The 23,264-nt window shown below is 39.6% G+C and carries 21 protein-coding genes; all 21 read right to left on the bottom strand.

The window, feature by feature from the left end; translation table 11 throughout:
• Window positions 1–4 precede the first annotated feature (4 nt).
• Window positions 5–2,125, bottom strand: coding sequence for a polyribonucleotide nucleotidyltransferase (gene pnp / locus BFU02S_RS00120; RefSeq protein ID WP_066364938.1), 2,121 nt, complete (start codon window positions 2,123–2,125; stop codon window positions 5–7).
• A gap of 246 nt (window positions 2,126–2,371) precedes the next feature.
• Window positions 2,372–2,641, bottom strand: coding sequence for a 30S ribosomal protein S15 (gene rpsO, locus BFU02S_RS00125; protein ID WP_066364939.1), 270 nt, complete (start codon window positions 2,639–2,641; stop codon window positions 2,372–2,374).
• A 161-nt stretch (window positions 2,642–2,802) separates the two neighbouring features.
• A complete protein-coding gene (gene ribF / locus BFU02S_RS00130; RefSeq protein ID WP_066364940.1) occupies window positions 2,803–3,759 on the bottom strand; it encodes a bifunctional riboflavin kinase/FAD synthetase in 957 nt (318 codons plus the stop codon).
• 29 nt (window positions 3,760–3,788) lie between these two features.
• Window positions 3,789–4,709 carry a tRNA pseudouridine(55) synthase TruB gene (gene truB, locus BFU02S_RS00135; protein WP_066364942.1) on the bottom strand — a complete coding sequence of 307 codons (921 nt, stop codon included), beginning with the start codon at window positions 4,707–4,709 and terminating at the stop codon, window positions 3,789–3,791.
• A gap of 99 nt (window positions 4,710–4,808) precedes the next feature.
• Window positions 4,809–5,171: a 30S ribosome-binding factor RbfA gene (gene rbfA, locus BFU02S_RS00140; protein ID WP_066364945.1), complete on the bottom strand. Its 363-nt coding sequence runs from the start codon at window positions 5,169–5,171 to the stop codon at window positions 4,809–4,811.
• 17 nt (window positions 5,172–5,188) lie between these two features.
• The gene (locus BFU02S_RS00145) at window positions 5,189–5,470 is read right to left on the bottom strand and encodes a DUF503 domain-containing protein (RefSeq protein ID WP_157075825.1); all 282 of its coding nucleotides are present in this window, start codon (window positions 5,468–5,470) and stop codon (window positions 5,189–5,191) included.
• Window positions 5,467–7,821: a translation initiation factor IF-2 gene (infB, locus tag BFU02S_RS00150; protein WP_066364949.1), complete on the bottom strand. Its 2,355-nt coding sequence runs from the start codon at window positions 7,819–7,821 to the stop codon at window positions 5,467–5,469. The genes BFU02S_RS00145 and infB overlap by 4 nt, the downstream gene beginning before the upstream one ends.
• Window positions 7,822–7,841: 20 nt before the next feature.
• Entirely contained in the window at window positions 7,842–8,144 is a 303-nt protein-coding gene (locus tag BFU02S_RS00155) for a YlxQ family RNA-binding protein (RefSeq protein ID WP_066364953.1), read from the bottom strand.
• A gap of 7 nt (window positions 8,145–8,151) precedes the next feature.
• The gene (gene rnpM, locus BFU02S_RS00160; RefSeq protein ID WP_066365156.1) at window positions 8,152–8,424 is read right to left on the bottom strand and encodes an RNase P modulator RnpM; all 273 of its coding nucleotides are present in this window, start codon (window positions 8,422–8,424) and stop codon (window positions 8,152–8,154) included.
• A 16-nt stretch (window positions 8,425–8,440) separates the two neighbouring features.
• Window positions 8,441–9,562 (bottom strand): transcription termination factor NusA, encoded by a 1,122-nt coding sequence (gene nusA / locus BFU02S_RS00165; protein ID WP_066364956.1) that lies wholly within the window; start codon window positions 9,560–9,562, stop codon window positions 8,441–8,443.
• Window positions 9,563–9,611: 49 nt separating this feature from the next.
• On the bottom strand, window positions 9,612–10,082 hold the full coding sequence (gene rimP, locus BFU02S_RS00170; protein ID WP_066364959.1) for a ribosome maturation factor RimP: 471 nt from the start codon (window positions 10,080–10,082) through the stop codon (window positions 9,612–9,614).
• 224 nt (window positions 10,083–10,306) lie between these two features.
• Window positions 10,307–14,632 (bottom strand): PolC-type DNA polymerase III, encoded by a 4,326-nt coding sequence (locus BFU02S_RS00175; RefSeq protein WP_066364963.1) that lies wholly within the window; start codon window positions 14,630–14,632, stop codon window positions 10,307–10,309.
• A 144-nt stretch (window positions 14,633–14,776) separates the two neighbouring features.
• Window positions 14,777–16,039 carry an RIP metalloprotease RseP gene (gene rseP / locus BFU02S_RS00180; RefSeq protein ID WP_066364965.1) on the bottom strand — a complete coding sequence of 421 codons (1,263 nt, stop codon included), beginning with the start codon at window positions 16,037–16,039 and terminating at the stop codon, window positions 14,777–14,779.
• 18 nt (window positions 16,040–16,057) lie between these two features.
• On the bottom strand, window positions 16,058–17,200 hold the full coding sequence (gene dxr, locus BFU02S_RS00185) for a 1-deoxy-D-xylulose-5-phosphate reductoisomerase (protein WP_066364967.1): 1,143 nt from the start codon (window positions 17,198–17,200) through the stop codon (window positions 16,058–16,060).
• Between the two features lie 28 nt (window positions 17,201–17,228).
• Complete coding sequence (locus tag BFU02S_RS00190) at window positions 17,229–18,014, bottom strand: phosphatidate cytidylyltransferase (protein ID WP_066364970.1); 786 nt, start codon at window positions 18,012–18,014, stop codon at window positions 17,229–17,231.
• Between the two features lie 71 nt (window positions 18,015–18,085).
• Window positions 18,086–18,862: an undecaprenyl pyrophosphate synthase gene (uppS, locus tag BFU02S_RS00195; protein ID WP_066364973.1), complete on the bottom strand. Its 777-nt coding sequence runs from the start codon at window positions 18,860–18,862 to the stop codon at window positions 18,086–18,088.
• A gap of 227 nt (window positions 18,863–19,089) precedes the next feature.
• Window positions 19,090–19,647, bottom strand: coding sequence for a ribosome recycling factor (gene frr / locus BFU02S_RS00200; protein ID WP_066364975.1), 558 nt, complete (start codon window positions 19,645–19,647; stop codon window positions 19,090–19,092).
• Window positions 19,647–20,372 (bottom strand): UMP kinase, encoded by a 726-nt coding sequence (pyrH, locus tag BFU02S_RS00205; RefSeq protein ID WP_066364983.1) that lies wholly within the window; start codon window positions 20,370–20,372, stop codon window positions 19,647–19,649. Before pyrH ends, frr begins: the two co-directional genes overlap by 1 nt.
• A 111-nt stretch (window positions 20,373–20,483) precedes the next feature.
• Window positions 20,484–21,368 (bottom strand): translation elongation factor Ts, encoded by an 885-nt coding sequence (gene tsf, locus BFU02S_RS00210; protein ID WP_066364987.1) that lies wholly within the window; start codon window positions 21,366–21,368, stop codon window positions 20,484–20,486.
• Window positions 21,369–21,524: 156 nt separating this feature from the next.
• The gene (rpsB, locus tag BFU02S_RS00215) at window positions 21,525–22,232 is read right to left on the bottom strand and encodes a 30S ribosomal protein S2 (protein WP_066364990.1); all 708 of its coding nucleotides are present in this window, start codon (window positions 22,230–22,232) and stop codon (window positions 21,525–21,527) included.
• 197 nt (window positions 22,233–22,429) lie between these two features.
• A complete protein-coding gene (gene codY / locus BFU02S_RS00220; protein ID WP_066364993.1) occupies window positions 22,430–23,209 on the bottom strand; it encodes a GTP-sensing pleiotropic transcriptional regulator CodY in 780 nt (259 codons plus the stop codon).
• Window positions 23,210–23,264 lie beyond the last annotated feature (55 nt).

The following is a 23,264-nucleotide window of genomic DNA, read 5'->3' on the forward strand; positions in this document are numbered from 1 at the left end:
TAACTTACGAACGCGCTTCTTCTGCCTTTTCCCGGTTCTCTTTTAATACAACTTTACGAGAAAGATTCACACGTCCTTGCTTATCAATTTCCGTTACTTTTACTAAAAGTTCATCGCCGATTTTCACAACATCTTCTACTTTTCCTACACGCTCTTCGGCAAGTTCGGAAATATGGACAAGTCCATCTTTGCCAGGGAATAGTTCCACAAATGCACCAAACTTTTCAATACGTTTTACTTTGCCAAGATAATATTGTCCTACTTCTACCTCACGGACGATGTCTTCGATAATTTTCTTCGCTTTCTGGTTCATTTCTGGATCGGCTGATGCGATAAAAATGGTACCATCTTGCTCAATATCTATTTTAACCCCGGTTTCTTCGATGATCTTATTGATTTGTTTTCCACTAGGACCGATGACATCACGAATTTTATCCGGGTTAATGGTCATCGTCAAAATTTTAGGAGCAAATTTAGACAGCTGTGGTCTTGGAGCAGCAAGAGTGGCAAGCATTGATTCCAAGATTTGCATTCTTCCCACTTTTGCCTGTTGAAGAGCCTCTTCAAGAATCTCACGAGAGAGCCCTTTAATTTTAATATCCATTTGCAGCGCGGTAACCCCTTTTGCTGTCCCGGCAACCTTGAAATCCATGTCTCCAAGGTGGTCTTCCATTCCTTGAATATCGGTAAGGACCGTATAATGTTCACCTGATTTTACAAGCCCCATTGCAATACCTGCAACCGGCGCTTTAATCGGAACCCCTGCATCCATCATCGCTAATGTGCTGGCGCAAATACTTGCCTGTGAAGTGGAGCCATTAGATTCAAGCACTTCAGAAACAAGACGAATCGTATAAGGAAATTCTTTCTCAGATGGGACAACAGGCTCCAATGCCCGTTCACCAAGTGCACCATGTCCAATTTCGCGGCGGCCAGGCCCTCGAATTGGACCCGTTTCTCCGACACTAAAGGAAGGAAAGTTATAATGATGCATAAAGCGCTTCTCTTCTTCAATTCCAAGACCATCAAGAATTTGCACATCACCCAGTGCACCAAGCGTACAGATCGATAACGCCTGCGTCTGTCCGCGAGTAAACAACCCGGATCCATGTGTACGCGGCAGAATCCCTACTTGAGAGGATAACGGACGAATTTCATCAATTTTGCGGCCGTCCGGACGGATCTTTTCAACGGTAATTAAACGACGGACTTCACCTTTGACAATCTTGTCCAAAATTTCTTTAACCTGCTTCAGGTCTTCCTCTGTAGCTTCTTGTTCCTCATATTTTGCCAAAACTTGATTTTTTACTGCGTTAATTGCATCCTCACGAGCATGCTTTTCTTGAACTTGGATTGCTTTCACCATGTCAGCTTCACATAGTTCTCTTACCTCAGCCTCAAGTTCCGGGTCAATTTCGTATAAAGTGACCTGCATTTTCTCTTTGCCGATTTCAGCAACAATTTTCTCCTGAAAAGCAATCAGCTTTTTAATTTCTTCATGGCCAAACATGATAGCTTCAAGCATTACTTCTTCCGGAACTTCATTTGCACCGGCTTCTACCATGTTAATCGCGTCTTTTGTTCCCGCCACAGTTAAATGGATATCGCTCTTTTCAGCTTGGTCTACGGTCGGGTTGATCACAAACTCATTATTTACACGTCCTACAATGACTCCGGCAATTGGTCCTTCAAACGGAATATCAGAATAAGAAAGTGCCAAAGATGACCCGAACATGGCAGCCATTTCTGTTGAACAATCCTGATCCACACTCATTACGATGCTGATAACTTGAACGTCATTGCGAAATCCCTCTGCAAACATCGGCCGTATTGGACGGTCAATTAATCTGCTTGCTAAAATAGCTTTTTCACTAGGGCGTCCTTCACGTTTAATAAAACCTCCGGGAATTTTCCCAACTGCATAAAGGCGTTCCTCATAATTAACCGTTAAAGGAAAAAAATCCAGATTTTTTGGTTCCTTAGAAGCGGTTGCTGTGCTTAAAACGGCTGAGTCACCGTAACGAACCAGGACGGCGCCATTGGCCTGTTTTGCCAGCTGGCCGATTTCAACTGTTAACTTGCGTCCAGCCCAATCCATGGAATACACATGTTTCTGTTGCTCCATATTTTTACCCCTCTCTATTTCAATCACTCTGGAGGATGATGCGAAAATGGTTTCGCTTGTATCATCATTCTAAAGAAAAATCATATAAAAAAAGCTTTAAAAAGCTCATTATTTCATCCAAATTAATTATAGTATGCACCAAATAGCCTTAAGTTAAAATATGTATAAAAAATTCTTTATTTTTGTTTAACTTCAGCTTATTAATTTTAAACTAACAAAAAAGCGGGAAAAATCCCGCTTCTGTAACTAACGACGTAAACCAAGCTTATTGATTAACTCACGGTAACGTTGAACGTCTTTATTACGAAGGTAAGTTAAAAGATTACGACGCTTACCAACCATTTTCAAAAGACCGCGGCGTGAGTGATGATCCTTTTTGTGAATGCGTAAGTGATCATTCAAAATGTTGATTTGTTCAGTAAGGACAGCAATTTGAACTTCTGCAGATCCTGTGTCGTTTTCATGCGTTTTAAACTCATTGATGATTTCGTTTTTACGTTCTTGTGATAGTGCCATCCATGTTCACCTCCTATTATACAAATCCCCTGTTGCCGAGCAAGCGCCGGTGATTCGACATGCCAAGCAAAGGTTATTTTTAATACGTATTTAAGAATACAATGTTTTAACTCAAAATGCAAGTTAAAACATGTATAAAGTAAATAAATTTGGATCTATTGTCATCGGAATGTTTGCTGTTTATCTGAAAAATATTGAATAGCTGTCTCTTTGTCCTTTTCGATCTGTGTGACCAGTTCTTGTATTCCGGAAAACTTTTGTTCCTTTCGTATAAATTGATGCCATTCAATCACAACCTTTTCGTCATAAATATCTTGGGAAAAGTCAAATAAATGAACTTCAATGGACAACTCCGAAGCGTCCTTATGAAAAGTTGGTTTATATCCCACATTACAAACCCCATTATACCATCTTTGGTGTACCTTCATTCTTACAGCATAAACACCTGTCAGTGGAATGATATAGTCATCATTTAAACTAACATTTGCTGTTGGAAACCCTATCGTTCTGCCGCGCTTGTCTCCATGAATGACAACTCCTGCCGTCGTATAAAACCGGCCAAGTAAATCTGGAAGTTCTGCTGTTCTTCCAGATTTAATCAGACTGCGGATTCTTGTTGAGCTAATCTTTTCATTGCCTTTCGTTAATTTTGGAACAACAGAGTACGTAAACTTTTCTCTTGAATGGAATGGCAAAGTTTCCATTGTTCCTTTTCCCATTCTGCCATATGTAAAGTCAAAACCAGCAACAACATGTTTGACATTTAGACCAATAATAAATTGATCAACAAATTCCTGTGGCAATAGATTAGCGAAATCGGTTGTAAAATGAACAATAAACAGATAATCAATACCTTCTGCTTTTAAAATTTCAATCTTATCAGGCAGAGGAGTAATATATTGAATATGCTGTTCTTTTCTTCCCAAAACTACTGATGGATGGGGATGAAATGTCATGACCGCACTTTGCAGTCCCTTTTCCGCTGCCTCACTTTTTGCTTTTGCAATGACTTCGGCATGTCCTCGATGTACCCCGTCAAAATAACCGAGAGCCATTGCTAATGGAGGAAATTCATCTTTCTCTATGTTTAATGGAAATGTCAGCCTTCTTACTTCCAATTGAAACTCACCTTTTCTAATTCTCGAGTTTAATTCACATCATTTCTTAATACCTTGGCAGGCTTAAGAAGTTCCGGGTTCTTTGGATGTTTTACATAGATGGCAAGAGCCAGCCCATCCGTATTTTTAATCACAATTGGTTCGTCACTGCATTTTAAATGGTCAGGTATTTTCAGTAATGCACCATTTTTCACTTTCTCTGCTACTTTATCACTTATCTTCCATTTCGGCAAATGGGAAAGGGCTTCTTCCAATGGTTTTAAATACTTCTCCAGTATTCCTTCGTCCATAAGGCTTTGAACTTCTTCAAATGTCAAACAGTCTTTTAATGTAAAGGAGGCAGATTGGATGCGTGTTAATTGTGACATATGAGCTGGATACCCTAAATGTTCCCCAATCATGACTGCTAAGGTACGAATATAAGTTCCTTTGCTGCAGCTGACTCTAAAACGAAATGAAAACGTCTCTCCAGAAAATTCGTTTCGGTCATCCATCAAGTCAATCGAATAAATTTTCACCTTTCGTGAGGGGCGCTCTACTTCGATTCCCTTTCGGGCATATTCATACAAACGGATGCCACCTACTTTCACAGCTGAATACATCGGCGGAATTTGGACAATTTCACCAGTTAATGAATCCAGCACATGTTGAATTTCGTCCCTTGAAATGACCCGCTTTACCGCTTTTTTCTCCACTATCTCTCCAGAAGCATCATCTGTTGTTGTGGAAAATCCAATCGTCACTTCTCCTTCATAGGCTTTTCCTGCATCTGTAATGTATTCTGCCACCTTTGTCGCTTTTCCAATACAAATAGGAAGAACTCCTGTAACATCAGGATCAAGTGTTCCAGTATGGCCGATTTTTTTCGTTTTTAAAATTTTTCTAAGCTTAAAAACACAATCATGGCTTGTTAACCCTGCAGGCTTATATAATGGTAAAATTCCTTCCACTTAAAACTCTCCATTCCTTTCCTTTGGTCCTTCTAGGCTTGCCCGAACAAAAATGGATAGACAAATTGTCTATCCATCATAATCTATTCTGCTATTGGCTCATTCTTCTGGTGATTCATTTTCATCCGTATGAAGCTGGTGCAGCAGTGTTTCAATTCGGTTTCCATAATCGATAGATTCATCGAATTCAAAAATAATTTCCGGTGTTTTTCGCAGTCGAATGCGATGGCCAATTTCTGTTCTGATAAACCCTTTCGCTTTTGCAAGCCCTTTTAACGTATTTTCTTTTTGTTCATCGTCACCTAGTACAGAGATGAATACTTTTGCTTGCTGAAGATCGCCGGTTACTTGTACATCGGTTACAGTTACAAAGCCAATCCGGGGGTCTTTCAATTTACGGCCAATTATGTCACTTAATTCTTTTTTCATTTGTTCTCCAACACGATTTGCTCTTAGGCTCATTACATTCACCCCATACGTTAAAGCCATTCAATCTCGGTGATCGTTCTTTCAATTTCCGGGAACGAATCAATAAATTTTAACGCGTTTTGCAACTCCTGTTCTGTGGCTGATCGTGCAGCAGTCACGGCTGCAATGGCAATACTAGTACGCTGCCATACATCCAAATAGCCCACCTCAGCTACAGAAACATTAAACTTTTGTTTTAAACGGGTTATAATCCGCTGAAGGACAGCCCGTTTTTCTTTTAAAGAATGAGCATCATAAATGATGCATTCAACTACGGCAGCGCCGATGATCACTTGCGCTCCACTTCTTCCATTACATACGCTTCAATGATGTCGCCTTCTTTAATATCATTAAAGTTCTTAATGGTGATCCCGCATTCATAGCCTTGAGAAACTTCTTTGGCATCATCTTTAAATCGTTTTAAGGCATCAATTTCACCTTCAAAAATGACAACACCGTTACGAATGACACGAATACCGCTATCACGTGTAATTTTACCATCCGTTACATAGGAACCGGCAATCGTTCCAACCTTGGAAACTTTAAAAGTCTGGCGAACTTCAGCTTGACCGATAATTTTCTCTTGAAATTCCGGATCAAGTAATCCTTTCATAGCCGCTTCCATTTCTTCAATGACTTTATAAATAATACGATGCAGACGGACATCTACATTTTCTGCTTCGGCAGCACGTTTGGCGTTTGCATCCGGACGGACATTAAAGCCAATTACGATGGCATTGGATGCAGAAGCAAGTGTGATATCCGATTCATTAATCGCACCTGTACCACTGTGAATAATTTTAATGTTCACACCCTCAACATCGATTTTCTGCAATGAAGCAGCAAGGGCCTCAGCTGAGCCTTGAACATCGGCTTTAATGATAATATTTAAGTCTTTCATTTCTCCTTGCTTCAATTGTTCAAAAAGATTATCAAGACTTACACGCGATTTTTCACCACGGTGTGCTGCAAGTGCATGCTGAGCACGGGCTTCACCAATTTGACGTGCTGTTTTTTCATCATCAAATACGACAAATCGATCGCCTGCCTGAGGAACTTCATTTAAACCGGTAATTTCAACAGGTGTTGATGGACCTGCTTCCTTTACACGCCGGCCATTATCATTTACCATTGCGCGGACGCGGCCGTAGGTATTGCCTACTACAATCGGATCGCCGATTTTTAATGTACCATTTTGAACAAGTAAAGTAGCGACAGAACCTCTGCCTTTATCCAATCTTGCCTCTATTACTGTTCCAACAGCATTTCGATTAGGATTTGCTTTATATTCTTCTACTTCACTTACTAACAAAATCATTTCTAATAGATTGTCTATGCCTTCACCAGTTTTTGCAGAAAGATTCACAAAGATGGTGTCGCCGCCCCAAGCCTCTGCTACAAGACCGTGTTCTGTCAATTCCTGCATAACGCGATCCGGATTTGCTGCAGGTTTATCAATTTTATTAACGGCAACAATAATCGGAACTTTTGCTGCTTTAGCATGGTTAATAGCCTCAATGGTTTGTGGCATAACACCGTCATCTGCCGCAACAACAAGAACTGTAATATCGGTGATTTGTGCACCACGGGCACGCATTGTTGTAAACGCGGCATGTCCCGGTGTATCAAGGAATGTAATTTTCTTTCCGTTTTCAATTACCTGATAAGCTCCAATATGCTGGGTAATCCCGCCTGCTTCTCCTTCGGTAACTTTTGTATTCCGAATGGAATCAAGCAATGTCGTTTTCCCATGGTCAACGTGACCCATAATAGTTACAACAGCAGGACGCTCTACTAAATCTTCCGGAGCATCTTCTGTAAAGTAAATCTCTAAATCTGTTGTATCAACCTTGATTTCTTCCTCAACTTCAACACCATATTCGCTAGCAATGAGTTCAATGGCATCTTTATCGATTACTTGATTAATCGTTGCCATAACACCGAGTAGAAATAGCTTCTTAATGATTTCAGAAGGTTCACGGTGCAATTTTTTTGCAAGTTCAGCAACCGTTAAAGACTCACTAAAAGTAATTTTTGCCGGCAATTCTTTTTCTTTTTTCTTTTGCGGCGCTTGCTGATGAGTATGCTGCTGATTTTTCTTCTTGTTTTGATTGCGATTTTGATTTGAAAAAGATTTATTTTTCCCTTTTCCGGATTGAAAAGCTTTATTTTCTTTCGATTGGTATTCCTGATCGTGCTTCTTACCCTCTTTATTCTTGGGCGGTACTGGCACTTTTACCTTAGTTGGAACAACAATATGATCATCATCATCCTCAAAAGCTTTTGCTACCATTTTCGGCTGTACATTCGGTTTTTTATGCTGTTGTTGCTGTTCTGAAGTGACATTTTGACGTTTAGCATGAGGGTTGTTTCCTTGTTTTTGCTGCGGATTTTTCCCCTGCTTTTGCTGTCTTTTTTGCTGGGTTTGCCCCGCTTTTTTCTCCTGTGAATGATTTATCTGCTTTTGTTTTCCCGCGTTTGCTTCTTGATGATTGTAAGCAGCATCAAGTTTCTTGATGTCTCCTTCTTCTAATGTTGCCATATGGTTAGAAACCTCTATATTCATTTCTTTTAATTTCGTGATAATTTCTTTACTTGAAATATTGTGTTTTTTTGCATACTCATAAACACGTATTTTACTCATTGTTTTCACCCCCGCTAGATTTAATCGAGCAACGTTACCAGTTTATTAGCAAATCCATCATCCATAACAGCTGCAACAACGCGGGCTTCTTTACCAATCGCTTGACCAAGAAGATGACGGTTTTCCACAATTTTCAATGGAACCTCATACGAATTACATTTATCTGTAATTTTTTTTGCCGTATTTCGAGATGCATCTGCGGATAATAAAATGAGTTTTACATTTCCGCGGCGGATTTGCTTTACGGTCAACTCCTCACCCGAAATGACTTTCCCTGCTCGATTGGCTATGCCAAGCAATGACATCCATTGATGATCTGACATTGGATGGTCAGTTCTCCTTCTCAATTAGTTCAAGTAATTCATCATATAACGAGTCATTTATATTCACTTCTAAATGGCTAGCTAGTATATTTTTTTTCTTGGCCTGTAAAATAGCTTCTTTATTTTTTGAAAGGTATGCGCCCCTTCCTGACTTCTTCCCCGTCAAATCAATTGATACTTCTCCTTCTTTCGTGCGAACGATGCGAACGAGTTCTTTTTTCGGCCTCATTTCCCCTGTTGCTACACATTTACGCATAGGAACTTTTCTTGGTCTGTTCATCATCATTCACCTCTCCTTATTCGATCTCTTCATCATATTCAGGTTCATGTTCATCCTGATTATCAAAAAGCCGAATATTTTCTTCGCGCGGATAGATTCCTAAATCACGTGCTTCTGTTTCTGACTTGATATCGATTTTCCAGCCTGTCAACTTAGCAGCCAACCGGGCATTTTGTCCGCGTTTGCCGATCGCAAGTGACAGTTGATAGTCAGGAACAATAACAGTCGTAGCCTTTTCTTGCTCATTTACCAAAACATCGAGAACTTTGGAAGGGCTAAGGGCATTTGCAACAAAAACAACGGGATCATTCGACCATTTGACGATATCGATTTTTTCTCCCTTAAGTTCGTTAACAACCGCTTGAACTCTGGCCCCCTTCGGTCCGACACAGGCTCCTACTGGATCTACTTCAGGGTTATCAGAGTGTACAGATATTTTGGATCTATCCCCTGCTTCCCGGGCAACGGATTTTATTTCAACTGTTCCATCATAAATTTCTGGGACCTCGATTTCAAATAAACGTTTTAAAAGCCCTGGATGGGTTCGGGAAACAAAAATTTGCGGCCCCTTTGTTGTTTTTTCTACTTTTGTGATAAAAACTTTAATTCGATCGTGGGGCTGGTATCTTTCATTTGGCATTTGTTCACTTTGAGGAAGCAATGCTTCGATTTTTCCAAGACTTACATAAATAAATTTCGAATCTAGACGCTGCACGATCCCAGTCATGATATCTTCTTCTCGATCAATAAATTCCGAGTAAATGATTCCCCGCTCTGCTTCTCTTACTCTTTGAGTAACAACTTGCTTAGCCGTTTGAGCAGCGATTCTGCCAAAATCTTTCGGAGTTACTTCCAATTCTACAACATCTTCAACTTGATAGTTTGGATTAATGCGTCTTGCATCTTCAAGAGAAATTTCTAAACGAGGATCAAATACTTCATCCACTACTTCTTTGCGGGCAAATACCCGCATCGAACCTGTTTCCAAATTGAAATCAATTCGAACATTTTGCGCTTGATTAAAATTACGACGATACGCTGATATCAGCGCTGCTTCGATTGCATCAATAATAATATCCTTGGAAATACCTTTTTCTTTTTCCAATAATGTAAGAGCATCCAATAATTCGCTGCTCATTTAGTTGTATCCCCCTAATCTTTTTTAAAATTTCTAAATCTGTGTACATTTAGGAAAACGTAACAGCCAATCTTGCATTTGCCACTTTTTCGTAAGGAATTTCTATGTTCTTCTTGCGCCCTTTTACTTTCACATCTAGACCAATGGTCTGGCCATCAAATGCCGACAAGACTCCCTCAAAGATCTTTTCACCGTCTATCGGTTCATAGGTTTTGAGTAACACATTTTTGCCAATGGCCATTTCGAAATCCTTTGCTTTCTTAAGAGGACGTTCAGCACCCGGTGAAGATACTTCAAGAAAATAGCTATGTGGAATCGGGTCCACCTCATCAAGCTTTTCACTGAGACGCTCACTTACTAAACCGCAATCCTCAATATCCACGCCAGATTCTTTATCGATATACACACGAAGAAACCAGCTTTTTCCTTCTTTTACATACTCTATATCAACTAACTCCAAACCGAGCTCCTGCAAAATTGGTCCAGCAAGTTCACTTACTACTTCTGTTACCTTGCTCATGCTATACCCCCTTTTCCCAATCACTTTTACCTATATTCTATGTAGTCAAAGTCGGTTATCTGGCTAAGCTAATCCATTACAAGACGAAAGAGTGGGAAAGGCCCCACTCTTGAACTTGAGAGTAATCTTTAGTATTTCCAATAAAACTATACCATAACCATGTTTTTTATGCAAATTCCATAGTTCTCCTAAAGCCGAACATCGGTACGTTCTGGTGTTTAAATTTAAAATAATGAAAGTTGATTTTGTTCCGGCAGAGCTTTCAAGCAGCCTTGCTTGTCTAAATATTCGAGAATGGTTTTTGATACTTTACCACGCTGCTGAAGATCTTCTTTCGATAAAAATTCGCCTTCCTCTCTCGCTTTTACAATATTAATCGCCGCATTCGTTCCGAGACCCGGAATCGAGTTAAATGGAGGAATTAATGTATTTCCGTCAATAATAAACTCTGTTGCAGCCGATTTGTATAGATCATAATTTTGGAAAGAGAAACCTCGCTGAGTCATTTCAAGTGCGAGCTCCAGAACAGTCAATAAGTTTTTTTCTTTATTCGAAGCATCTAATCCTTTTGCATTGATCTCTTCTATTTTAGCACGAATGGCTTCAGAACCACGTGTCATCGTTTCAATATCAAAATCTTCCGCCCGAACCGTAAAATAAGCACAATAATATAACAGCGGCAAATGGACTTTAAAGTAAGCAATCCTTACCGCCATTAATACGTAAGCAGCAGCATGAGCTTTTGGGAACATGTATTTAATCTTTTTACAGGATTCAATATACCATTCCGGGACTTCATTTTTCCGCATTTCCTCTTCCATTTCTTCAGTTAGTCCCTTCCCTTTTCGAACTGACTCCATAATTTTGAATGCAAATGAAGGTTCAAGGCCCTGATAGATCAGATAAACCATGATGTCATCCCGGCAGCCAATTACCTCACTCAATGTACAGATTTGATTTTGAATCAATTCTTGAGCATTGCCAAGCCATACATCTGTGCCATGAGACAGACCTGAAATTTGTACTAGTTCAGAAAAAGTCGTCGGTTTCGTATCTTCAAGCATCTGTCTGACAAACCGAGTTCCAAATTCTGGTATACCCAAAGTTCCCGTCTTACACATAATCTGCTCTTCTGTTACTCCGAGAGATTCTGTACTGCTAAAAATTTTCATCACTTCAGGATCATCAGTAGGGATCGTTTTCGGATCAATACCGCTCAAGTCCTGCAGCATTCTTATAACAGTCGGATCATCATGTCCGAGAATGTCGAGTTTTAGGACATTATCGTGGATGGAATGGAAATCAAAATGCGTCGTCCGCCATTCGGATGTCCTATCATCGGCCGGAAACTGGATCGGTGTAAAATCAAACACATCCATATAATCCGGAATAACAATGATTCCTCCCGGGTGCTGACCTGTAGTCCGTTTTACCCCGGTACAGCCGGAAGCAAGTCTTTCCACTTCGGCATTTCGTATGTGCAGATTATTTTCCTGCTGATAGGCCCTTACATAACCAAATGCTGTTTTGTCAGCGACTGTACCGATTGTTCCTGCTCGATAGACATTATCTTCGCCAAACAAAACCTTTGTATAGTCGTGTGCACGCGGCTGATATTCGCCAGAGAAGTTTAAATCGATATCAGGTACCTTATCCCCTTTAAAACCAAGAAATGTTTCAAATGGGATATCGTGACCATCCTTGCGATATTTGGCACCGCAATTCGGACAGTCTTTATCAGGCAAATCAAACCCAGAGCCAACCGATCCGTCATTAAAAAACTCCGAATGCTTACAATCAGGACAGACATAATGTGGCGGCAATGGATTCACCTCGGTTATTTCCGTCATTGTTGCTACCAGTGATGAACCGACAGAACCCCGTGAACCGACGAGATACCCATCATTAAGCGATTTTTTTACAAGTTTGTGTGCAATTAGGTAAATAACGGCAAATCCGTGGCCGATGATGCTTTTCAGCTCTTTCTCAAGCCTGGCCTCGACAATCTCCGGCAGAGGCTCACCGTAAATTTTATGAGCCATCGTATAGCTCATTTGCCTCATTTCTTCTTCTGCACCTTCAATCTTTGGTGTATACAAATCATCTTTAATTGGCTTAATGGCTTCAATCATATCCGCAATTTTATTCGTATTCGTGACAACAATTTCTTTTGCTTTTTCTTCCCCCAGAAAACGAAAAGCATCAAGCATTTCATTTGTTGTCCGAAAATGAACATCAGGAAGTTCATGGCGGTTAAGCGGATTTGCCCCTCCCTGTGAACTAATTAGGATTTTTCGGTAAATTTTATCATTTTCATTTAAATAATGTACATTTCCTGTTGCCACAACTGGAATTCCTAATTTATCACCAAGCTTCACTATTTTACTAATAATATCTTCCAGGTCTTTCTCATTTCGGATCAGTTCCATTTCAATTAACGGAGCATACACCGGTTTCGGCATTACTTCCAAATAGTCGTAAAACCTTGCCGCTGACTCTACTTCTTCAGGAGATTTTTGCATCATTCCTTCAAATACTTCGCCTTTATCGCAGGCAGAGCCGACAAGAATTCCTTCCCGATATTTTTGCAAAATAGACCTTGGGATTCGCGGCACACGATAAAAATAATCAATATGCGCAAACGAAATAAGCTTAAATAAGTTCTTTAACCCAGTTTCCGTCTGGGCTAACAATGTACAGTGAAAGGGGCGCGCCCTTTGATAAGCATTTCCTTTTCCTGAATAATCGTTTAATTGGTCATGATATTCAATTCCTTTTTCATTGGCATCTTTTAACATTTTCATTAGCAGATACCCGGTTGCTTCTGCATCATAAATCGCACGATGGTGCTGGGTTAGCTCGATATCAAATTTTTTCGCCAATGTATTTAAACGGTGGTTTTTCAACTCAGGATAGAGAAACCGTCCCAATTCTAATGTATCAATTACCGGGTTATTTGCTTTTTCCAAACCAGCTTTTTTAAATCCGACATTGAGAAACCCCATATCAAAGGAAGCGTTATGTGCAACTAAGACACTATCTTCAATCCAACCATGAAACTGTCTTAAAACGTCAACATCATCCGGAGCATTTTGTACCATATCATCTGTAATGCCTGTCAAGTTAATAGTCGTTGCTGACAGCCGATGGTGCGGGTTGGCAAATGACTCAAACCGGTCGACAATTTCGCCGCCTCTAATCTTAACAGCTGCAAGTTCAATGATCGTGTCATATACAGCTGAAAGCCCTGTTGTTTCAACGTCAAAAACAACAAAAGTATCTTCAGCAAGTAAACGGTGAGCATCATTATAAGCAATTGGTACACCGTCATCAATTAAATTTGCTTCTACACCGTAAATAATTTTAATATCATGCTTTTTGCCGGCACTGAATGCTTCCGGGAATGACTGGGCAACAGCGTGGTCTGTGACCGCAATAGCTTTATGGCCCCATTTCTTTGCTTGGGCAATAAGAGTGCTTACCGGCGTCACTGCATCCATTTGGCTCATCGGGGTATGAAGATGGAGCTCAACACGCTTTTCATTTTCCGGTGCTGTGTCTTTTCGCTCGACTGGCTTTACTTCATTTATATCATTACAAATCATCACTAAATCACGGACAAAGGTATCGTTTTGAATGCTTCCTCTTACTTTTACCCACATTCCTTTTTTCACATGATGGAAATTAGCAGCATCCTCTTTATCACGGGAAAACATTTTCACCATAATGGAGCTTGTATAATCGGTAATCTTAATGGTTAATAGGGAACGGCCGCTCCTCAATTCTCGAATGTCCGCATCAAAAATATACCCTTGAACAACAACTCTTCTTTCTTCATCCACTATTTCACTTAAACTGCGAAGCTCACTATCATCTTTTATCGTGAGACCAATCGTAAGTGGACCAGATGGGGCATCTTGAGGGATTTGTTCCTTTTCAGCTTCCTGTTTCTGCATTTCTGACATCGCCAAAAAGGCACGTTCTTCATCTTCCTTTTGTTTAGCGAGTAAAAATTGCTCATACTCTTCATTCTTTTCTTCGCTTTTCATCTCTGTTTCAATCGAAACAATCGGGAAACCGAAAGATTGATAAATTCGTTCAAGAATGGACCCATATTTTCGTTTAAGTGTCAGTCCTTGTGCCTCGTTTCTTACTGTCACTTTGAGTCTCGAGCCGCTGATTTCTGGAATTTGCTCATTTAATAGTTTTAAGAGAGGCGGGGATATACCATCTATTTGCTGAATACAATATCGCCAATAATCTTGAATCAATTCCGGCGTAAATGTTTGATCCATGGCATTAATGTCCACTCTAACAGCAGCAATATTCGAAAAGGTTCTTTCCAGTTGAGTGATCAATCGAAGATAAACATCGAAAGGGAGGATTTTTTCAAGTGAAAAATAAAAATGCCAGCTCTTCGCTTTTTTCTCAACTAATAACTTTTCAATCTGAGCATTGCGAAAGTGTGCAACCACCGCATCCTCTGTCAAATTCAACTGCTGGAGCAAGAGTTGAAATCGCTCTTTTTTGCTTAAAGCACGTTCGCTCAAAGCTTTTCTCTCCCCTCAAAAAAAAATCTCTATTTATACCTAAAAATTATATCATAGGATTCGAACTGTTTCGCGCATCTACGACATAAAGCTTTATCCATTTAAGAAAAATGAGGAACCGCTATTTGGCGATTCCTCACTCGCTTATTTCAAGAAAAATCTTTGAATATCATTCCACGTTACGACGAGCATTAACAGCATGAGAAGTGCAAATCCGATGAAATGAACCATTCCTTCCTTCTGCCTGTCAATTGGTTTGCCTCTTAATGCTTCAACAACAAAGAACATCAGCCGGCCGCCATCAAGTGCAGGGATTGGAAGCAAATTCATGATCCCTAAGTTGATGCTTAAAATACCTGCCCATTTCATTAAATAATAAATACCGGATTTGGCTACTTCATCCGTAGACACATAAATGCCTACCGGCCCTGAAAGAGCATTAATGGAAAATTGTCCTGTTACAAGTTTCCCCAGCATGCTAAAAATTTGCGTTGTCCAAAAATAAGTATCCTTTGCTCCGCTTGCTACAGCTTGAACCGGTGATTTTTCTACTGGGCTATAAACTCCAATAATCCCTATTTTCTGCCCATCTACCACATTTTCTTTCGGTGTTACTTCAATATCTTTTTCTTTTCCGTCGCGTACAATCAAAAAGTCAAGTTTTTTATTCGGATTTTTGCGAATGATCTCTACAACATCAGACCAACTGGAAATTTCTAATCCATTAATACTTTGGATTATATCTCCTTGTTTCAGTCCTGCTGCTTTGGCTGCACCATCAGGTGTTAACTCACCTAATTTGGGCTCATTGGTTGGCACTCCTTGCAAGAGTGCAATGACTACAAACAAAATAAAAGCGAGGACGAAATTCATCATGGGACCGGCAAAAATAGCCATAAATCTTTGACCCAAGGTTTTAGAACCAAATTGGCGATCAATTGGGGCAATTTGTGTTTCCACCCCATTTTCCACAAGAACTGCCTGCGGATGAATAGAAAAAGTTTTTAGGCTTTCCGCATCATCATCCGGGTATCCTTTAAGAATTAATTCCTTTTCAATATCCGCATATTCTACTTCAACGATACGACTGTTCGGGAATTTCTCTTTTTTATTTAAAATAATTTTGGTTACTTTTTCATCTTGATTAAATAAGAGTCCAACCCGATAGCCCGGCTTGATTTCTACCATTTCCGGGTCTTCGCCTGCCATGCGGACAAAGCCCCCAATCGGTAATAATCTTATGGTATAGGTTGTTTCATCTCTTTTATAGGAGAAGACCTTCGGACCCATTCCTATTGCGAATTCTCGGCAGAGGACACCTGCCCTTTTGGCAAAAATGAAATGACCAAACTCATGAAAGAAGACGAGAGCGCCAAAAATCACAATAAAGGCAATAACTGTTGTCAAAAATAAAACCACCTTTTTTTATAAAAGTGAACGTACATATTCTCTTGTTTCCTTGTCCGCCTCTTGAATTACTTTTAAACTCGGGTGATCAATTGCTTTATGGGAGCTTAATGCCTTTTCAATTAAATCTTCAATCTGCAAAAACCGAATTTTCCCTTCCAGGAAAAGAGCAACTGCTGTTTCATTTGCAGCATTCAATACTGTCGGCATTGTGCCGCCGATCTTTCCTGCTGTATAGGCATATTCCAAACAACGGAACCTCTCAAAATCCATTTCCTGAAAATGAAGCTCTCCAACTTTCGCCAAGTTCAAGCGGTTCGCTGAAGGAAGCGGGAGCCGGTCAGGGTAGGCAAGTGCATATTGAATTGGCACTCTCATGTCTGGCGTTCCTAATTGTGCAATAATACTCGAATCATGAAATTCAACCATTGAGTGTATGATGCTTTCTCGATGGAGCAGCACATTAATTTTTTCATAAGGCATATTAAACAACCAGTGAGCTTCAATGACTTCCAGCCCTTTATTCATCATCGTTGCAGAGTCAATCGTAATTTTTGCACCCATTGACCAATTTGGATGATGAAGTGCTTCTTCAACCGTCACATTTTCCAATTCTTCTCGGGTACGGTCACGGAAACTGCCGCCGGATGCTGTTAATATAATGCGTTCAATATTCTTTTCCTGTTCACCCTGAAGTGCTTGAAATATTGCAGAATGTTCACTGTCCACCGGCAAGAGGGCAACTTGATTTCTTCTGGCCGCCTCCATGACTAAATGTCCGGCGGTCACCAATGTTTCTTTATTAGCAAGTGCAATTGTTTTTCCACTTTCAATCGCCTGAAGTGTCGGGTCTAAACCTACACTCCCCAGAACAGCGTTGACTAGAAGATCTGCCTTTTGAAAAACAGCAATTTCTATTAATCCAGCATCGCCATAAGTGAACTTTATATGAGGAAACTCTGCCTTTAATGTATTACAATCCTCTTTATTTTGTACAGAAACTAGCTCTGGTTGAAATTCCACAATGATTTTGCGGGCTATATCAATATTTTTACCGGCAGAAAAGGCGGCTAATTTAAATTCTTCCGGATGCTCGCGAATAATTGCCAATGTTTGGGTTCCGATCGAGCCTGTTGCTCCCATTAAACTTATTGTTTTCAATCATGTCAACTCCTAAACAAAACGCTTATTACCAAAGATGAAAAAAATGCAATAAAGGCAGCACAAACAAAAGACTATCAAAGCGATCAAGTATTCCTCCATGACCAGGCAAAATATTCCCAGAATCTTTCACATTAAAGTGTCGCTTAAAGGCGGATTGGACAAGATCGCCAATTTGTCCAAAAACAGACAAAACGGCAGTGATACCTATTATTGTGACTATCGCTGCATGTATATCCGTAAATAAGGCAAATAACACACCAACTATAATGGCACAAATAACACCGCCAATAGATCCTTCAACGGTTTTATTCGGGCTGATGTCCGGCCATAGCTTTTTCTTTCCCATTGTCTTGCCAATAAAATATGCACCGGAGTCGGTCGCCCAAATCATAAATAAAGAATAAAAGATATAAACCAGTCCTGCATCACGAGTTTCGATAAAGAAGTAAAAGCCAATTCCAACATAAAGAGCGGAAAAAATAGAAAAAGCTGCATCTTCAAAATTAAAGCGATTTTTAGTGATCACCGTAAAGGTAAGCAGCAATAAAATAAAGGCAATTGCCAGCTCCGTCTTAGAATAAAAAAAGTTCGCCGCCCGTTCGTATTTTTCTGGAAAAATAACGACCCAGAGAAATAATAAGGAAAGAAAGCCATTTATAGAAAAGATATTCAGATTCTTCATTTTTAATAATTCATATAAGCCAATACTGGCTAATAAATACGTTAATATAACAAATGGAAGTCCGCCGTAAAAGACGATTGGCAAAAATAATGCCGCTGCAGCAACAGCAGTTATGATCCTTTGCTTCATTTAAAGTTCAACATCCTTTTTTGTTGTCAATCAGGAAGACATGGTTTTAAGATTAAACGGAATATCCAGCATTAAAGTCCTCCGAACCTCCGCTGACGTTTTTGAAACGCTTCAATTGCTTTCAGAAAATGTTCTTCATCAAAATCAGGCCATAAAACATCTGTAAACCAAAACTCCGAATAAGCAAGCTGCCACAGCATAAAATTACTAAGGCGAATCTCGCCGCTCGTTCGAATTAATAAATCAGGGTCTGGCAGACTTGATGTCATTAAATAGGAGGAAAATCTTTCTTCATCAAGATCTTCTTCTTTAAGTATACCACGCTGATAATCATTTAAGACCTTCTTAACAGCATCAATAATTTCTGCCCTGCTTCCGTAATTTAATGCAAAGTTTAATATTAAACCATTATTATTTTTTGTTTGTTCAATGGCCTTTTCGATGGCCTTTAACGTATGTAAAGGCAGTTGATCTTTATACCCTATCATCTTAACTTGGACATTATTTTCAATTAACTCTGGGAGAAACGTTCCTAGAAATTCCTCTGGCAGTTTCATGATATATTCTACTTCATTCTTCGGCCGTTTCCAGTTTTCAGTCGAAAAAGCATACAATGTTAAATTTTTAATACCGAGGTCATTAGCCAGCATGGTTGTCTTGCGGACAACCTTCATGCCTTCATGATGACCAGCGATACGGGGTAAAGCCCGTTTCTTTGCCCATCGGCCATTTCCATCCATAATAATCGCAACATGATCAGGTACAGGCAATTCTTTTATTTTTTCTATCTTATCTCGGAGTGTGGAAGAGTTATTTTGGTTCTTCCAAAGCCGTATTTTATTTAACATACACTCTCCTCCATCCAAATTATCATTTCCTCCGAAATGAAATTAGCCCAGTAAATCTATTGTACTAATATGTAAAGAAAAATAATAGCGTAAAAACATGTTTTTATCATACCAAAAAAACGGCAAGATATCTCTATTCATAAACTATGTACACGAAAAACTGTTTTTCCTGCCAATTTATAGTCCTAATATAGTGAAAAAACCCCCTAAAAAGAGGGTCTGTACATTTAGACTTCCATAATTTCTTTTTCTTTGTCTTTTGTAATTTGATCAATTTTATTGATATGATCATCTGTGATTTTTTGAATGTCATCAGAATAACCGCGTAGTGCATCCTCCGTGATTTCGCCGTTCTTTTCCAGCTTCTTTAGTTCATCGTTCGCATCACGGCGAATGTTGCGAACGGCAACTTTTGCTTCCTCTGATTCTTTCTTAACAACCTTAACAAGTTCACGACGGCGCTCTTCTGTCAATTGCGGGATGGCGATCCGGATAATGGAACCATCGTTTGATGGATTTAGGCCGAGATCCGACTTTAGAATCGCTTTTTCAATTTCTCCAAGAATAGATTTGTCATATGGCTGAATAACTAACAGTCTTGGTTCCGGTGTTGTAATTCCGGCAAGCTGGTTAACTGGAGTTGGTGCACCATAGTAATCTACTGTAATTCTGTCCAGCATGGACGCATTCGCTCTCCCAGCACGAATGCTGGCAAGTTCCCTTGTAAAGGCTTGAATCGCTTTTGTCATTCTTTCCTTGGCCGAATTAATGACTTGTTGTGGCATTAGTTTTTCCCCCTTACGATTGTTCCGATTTTTTCACCCATGATAGCTTTTTTAATGTTTCCTTGTTCCATGATGGAGAACACAATTAACGGAATATCATTGTCCATACATAATGAAGATGCAGTGGAATCCATGACTGCTAATCCTTCTTTCAACACATCAAGGAATGATAAATCTTCATATTTTGTTGCAGAAGCATCTACCCTAGGGTCTGCTGAATATACACCATCGACATTGTTCTTCGCCATAAGAATCACTTCTGCGTCTATTTCGGCTGCTCTTAAGGCAGCAGTCGTATCTGTCGAGAAGTACGGATTTCCTGTTCCAGCAGCAAAAATGACAACACGTTTCTTTTCTAAATGCCTAATTGCCCTGCGTCTGATGTATGGTTCAGCAACCTGACGCATTTCAATTGAAGTTTGAACACGTGATTCAATCCCTAATTGTTCAAGGCTGTCTTGCAGTGCTAGGGAATTCATAACTGTGGCAAGCATCCCCATATAATCGGCAGTTGCACGGTCCATTCCCATTTCACTGCCGATTTTCCCGCGCCAAATATTTCCGCCGCCTACGACAACAGCTACCTCAACGCCCAAATCGGCAATTTCCTTTACTTGAACGGCAATGGATTTAATAACAGAAGGTTTAATGCCAAAGTCGGAATCCCCGGCAAGTGCCTCTCCGCTCAATTTCAAAACAACGCGTTTATACTTAGGATTGCTCATATAAACCTCCATAATTATAACTTTGACCTTTAAAAATAGGGAACACAACGTGTCCCCTATTCAATATGCTTTACTAGCATCCCGTTACCTGTGTTTAACTGGAATGGTTTACTATTTTTTATTGATTTGATTCATAACTTCTTCTGCGAAGTTATCTTCACGCTTTTCAATGCCTTCTCCTACTTCGTAACGGATAAATTCACGGATTTTGGCACCTTTAGATTCAACAAATTGGCGAACCTTTTGGTCAGGGTTCTTAACGAATGCCTGATCAAGTACACATACTTCTTCAAAGTATTTGCCAAGACGGCCTTCCACCATTTTTTGAACGATATTTTCCGGCTTACCTTCGTTAAGAGCCTGCTGAGTTAGGATTTGGCGCTCATGCTCCACTTCTTCTTGAGAAACTTGGTCGCGGGAAACATATTTCGGATTTAAAGCAGCGATATGCATTGCTACATCTTTTGCTGCATCAGCATCTGTTGTACCTTCAAGAACTGTTAATACAGAAATGCGTCCACCCATATGCAGGTAAGCACCAAATGCATCATTGTCAGTCTTGGATACTACTTTGAAGCGGCGAAGGGTCAGTTTTTCACCTATTTTAGCAATTGCAGCATTAATATGGTCCTCAACAGTTGCTCCATTGTCCATTGTTTGTTTCAAAGCATCTTCAACTGTTACTGGTTTGTTTTTCAGAAGATGTTCGCCAAGTTCTTTAACAAGGGTTTGGAAGCCTTCATTTTTTGCAACGAAGTCTGTTTCAGAGTTAACTTCAAGAATAACAGCATCGTTCCCATTTGTTAAAATGGAAGTTAAACCTTCTGCTGCAATCCGGTCTGCTTTTTTTGCTGCTTTAGCAATGCCTTTTTCACGTAAAAAGTCAATTGCTTTTTCCATATCACCATTTGTTTCAGTTAATGCTTTTTTGCAATCCATCATCCCTGCGCCTGTTTTTTCGCGAAGTTCTTTTACCATTTGAGCAGTAATTGCCATTATAAGATCCTCCTTAAAATACTATGTATTTCTAGCTTAGCCATTGCAAGCTTTAATAAACCTTCTTTGTGTTTAGAGAGTTTAGCAAGTTGTCTTTAAAAAAAGGTGATAAAGGGTGCTCCCTCTTATCACCTTTTTATTAGTACATCATATCAATTAAGCTTCTACAACTGCAGCTTCTTCACCTTGTTTTGCTTCAAGGATAGCATCTGCCATTTTGCCAGTTAGCAGCTTAACCGCACGAATTGCATCGTCATTTGCAGGAATCACAACATCAATTTCATCCGGGTCACAGTTTGTATCAACAATACCTACGATCGGAATATTTAACTTTTTAGCTTCAGCAACTGCAATGCGCTCTTTACGAGGGTCGATAATAAATAAAGCATCTGGAAGCTGCTTCATGTCTTTGATTCCGCCAAGGAATTTTTCAAGACGTTCTTGTTCTTTCTTAATTTGAACAACTTCTTTTTTCGGCAGGACATCAAAAGTACCGTCTTCAGCCATTTTTTCAATTTCCTTTAAACGTGCAATACGCTTTTGAATGGTTTCAAAGTTTGTTAATGTTCCGCCTAACCAACGATGGTTAACATAATACATGCCGGAACGGATTGCTTCTTCTTTAACAGAATCTTGAGCTTGTTTTTTTGTGCCGACAAATAGGATCGTACCGCCGTTTGCAGCAAGATCTTTTACCCAATTGTAAGCTTCTTCTACCTTCTTCACTGTTTTTTGAAGGTCGATAATGTAAATGCCGTTACGCTCAGTGAAGATATATTTCTTCATCTTAGGATTCCAGCGGCGTGTTTGGTGTCCAAAATGTACACCAGCTTCAAGCAATTGTTTCATTGAAATAACTGACATAATGATCCTCCTAAATGGTTTTATTTTCCTCCGTCCATTTCATTTTTAAACAGAGACTTAATCTTAAGCACCATCTGTTCAAATCCATGAACGTGTGTATTAACACCATGAATTAATATAGCATATCACTACTTAAGAAATCAAGATTTCATTTCAGAAAAAAATCCCCAGCATGTGCTGGGAATTGTCACATTAAATTAACTTGTCTTTAGTTTTTCAAGTTCAACTAAAAATTTATCGTTTAGAACTTTAATATAGGTCCCTTTCATCCCAAGGGATCTGGACTCAATAACACCGGCACTTTCCAATTTCCTTAAAGCATTCACAATAACAGAGCGGGTGATTCCAACACGGTCGGCAATCTTTGAAGCGACTAATAAACCTTCATGTCCATTAAGCTCTTCAAAAATATGCTCAATTGCCTCAAGTTCACTATAGGATAATGAACTGATTGCCATTTGGACAACGGCTTTGCTTCTAGCCTCTTCTTCAATTTCTTCTGATTTTTCACGTAAAATCTCCATGCCGACTACGGTCGCCCCATATTCGGCAAGGATTAGATCGTCATCATGAAACTTTTCATGCAGTCTTGCCAGAATTAAGGTTCCCAAGCGTTCCCCTCCGCCAATAATTGGAACAATCGTGGTTAGTCCTTCACGGAATAAGTCTCTATTTTCTACAGGGAAAGCTGTATACTCACTTTCGATATCAAGATTTGATGAAGTTTCCCGAATGTTGAATAAGCTTTCGGTGTATTCTTCCGGAAATCGGCGTTCCTCAAACATCTTCTTCATTCTTTCATTTTCAATCTGTTGATATATGGAAAAACCAAGCAATTTCCCGCGGCGACTTACGATATATATATTGGCTTCAATCGTTTCGCTTAATGTATCCGCCATTTCTTTGAAATTTACCGGCCTTCCAGCTGCCTTTTGCAATAAAACATTAATTCTTCTTGTTTTTGTAAGTAAGTCCATTTGTTCTTCCTCCTAAAACTACTACCATTATTAAGTTTTTTTATTACCATAATCT

It is taken from the genome of Neobacillus fumarioli NBRC 102428 (assembly GCF_001591485.1).
Lineage (GTDB): Bacteria > Bacillota > Bacilli > Bacillales > Cytobacillaceae > Neobacillus > Neobacillus fumarioli.

Bases quoted from the DNA above. Each gene is read 5' to 3' on its own strand.
- pnp (WP_066364938.1), bottom strand. From the start codon at position 2,125: ATGGAGCAACAGAAACATGTGTATTCCATGGATTGGGCTGGACGCAAG.
- rpsO (WP_066364939.1), bottom strand. From the start codon at position 2,641: ATGGCACTATCACAAGAACGTAAAAACGAAATCATCAATGAGTTTAAA.
- rbfA (WP_066364945.1), bottom strand. From the start codon at position 5,171: ATGAGCCTAAGAGCAAATCGTGTTGGAGAACAAATGAAAAAAGAATTA.
- infB (WP_066364949.1), bottom strand. From the start codon at position 7,821: ATGAGTAAAATACGTGTTTATGAGTATGCAAAAAAACACAATATTTCA.
- BFU02S_RS00155 (WP_066364953.1), bottom strand. From the start codon at position 8,144: ATGTCAGATCATCAATGGATGTCATTGCTTGGCATAGCCAATCGAGCA.
- rnpM (WP_066365156.1), bottom strand. From the start codon at position 8,424: ATGAACAGACCAAGAAAAGTTCCTATGCGTAAATGTGTAGCAACAGGG.
- nusA (WP_066364956.1), bottom strand. From the start codon at position 9,562: ATGAGCAGCGAATTATTGGATGCTCTTACATTATTGGAAAAAGAAAAA.
- rimP (WP_066364959.1), bottom strand. From the start codon at position 10,082: ATGAGCAAGGTAACAGAAGTAGTAAGTGAACTTGCTGGACCAATTTTG.
- BFU02S_RS00190 (WP_066364970.1), bottom strand. From the start codon at position 18,014: ATGAAGCAAAGGATCATAACTGCTGTTGCTGCAGCGGCATTATTTTTG.
- uppS (WP_066364973.1), bottom strand. From the start codon at position 18,862: ATGTTAAATAAAATACGGCTTTGGAAGAACCAAAATAACTCTTCCACA.
- frr (WP_066364975.1), bottom strand. From the start codon at position 19,647: ATGCCACAACAAGTCATTAATTCGGCCAAGGAAAGAATGACAAAAGCG.
- pyrH (WP_066364983.1), bottom strand. From the start codon at position 20,372: ATGAGCAATCCTAAGTATAAACGCGTTGTTTTGAAATTGAGCGGAGAG.
- tsf (WP_066364987.1), bottom strand. From the start codon at position 21,368: ATGGCAATTACTGCTCAAATGGTAAAAGAACTTCGCGAAAAAACAGGC.
- rpsB (WP_066364990.1), bottom strand. From the start codon at position 22,232: ATGTCAGTTATTTCAATGAAACAATTGCTTGAAGCTGGTGTACATTTT.
- codY (WP_066364993.1), bottom strand. From the start codon at position 23,209: ATGGACTTACTTACAAAAACAAGAAGAATTAATGTTTTATTGCAAAAG.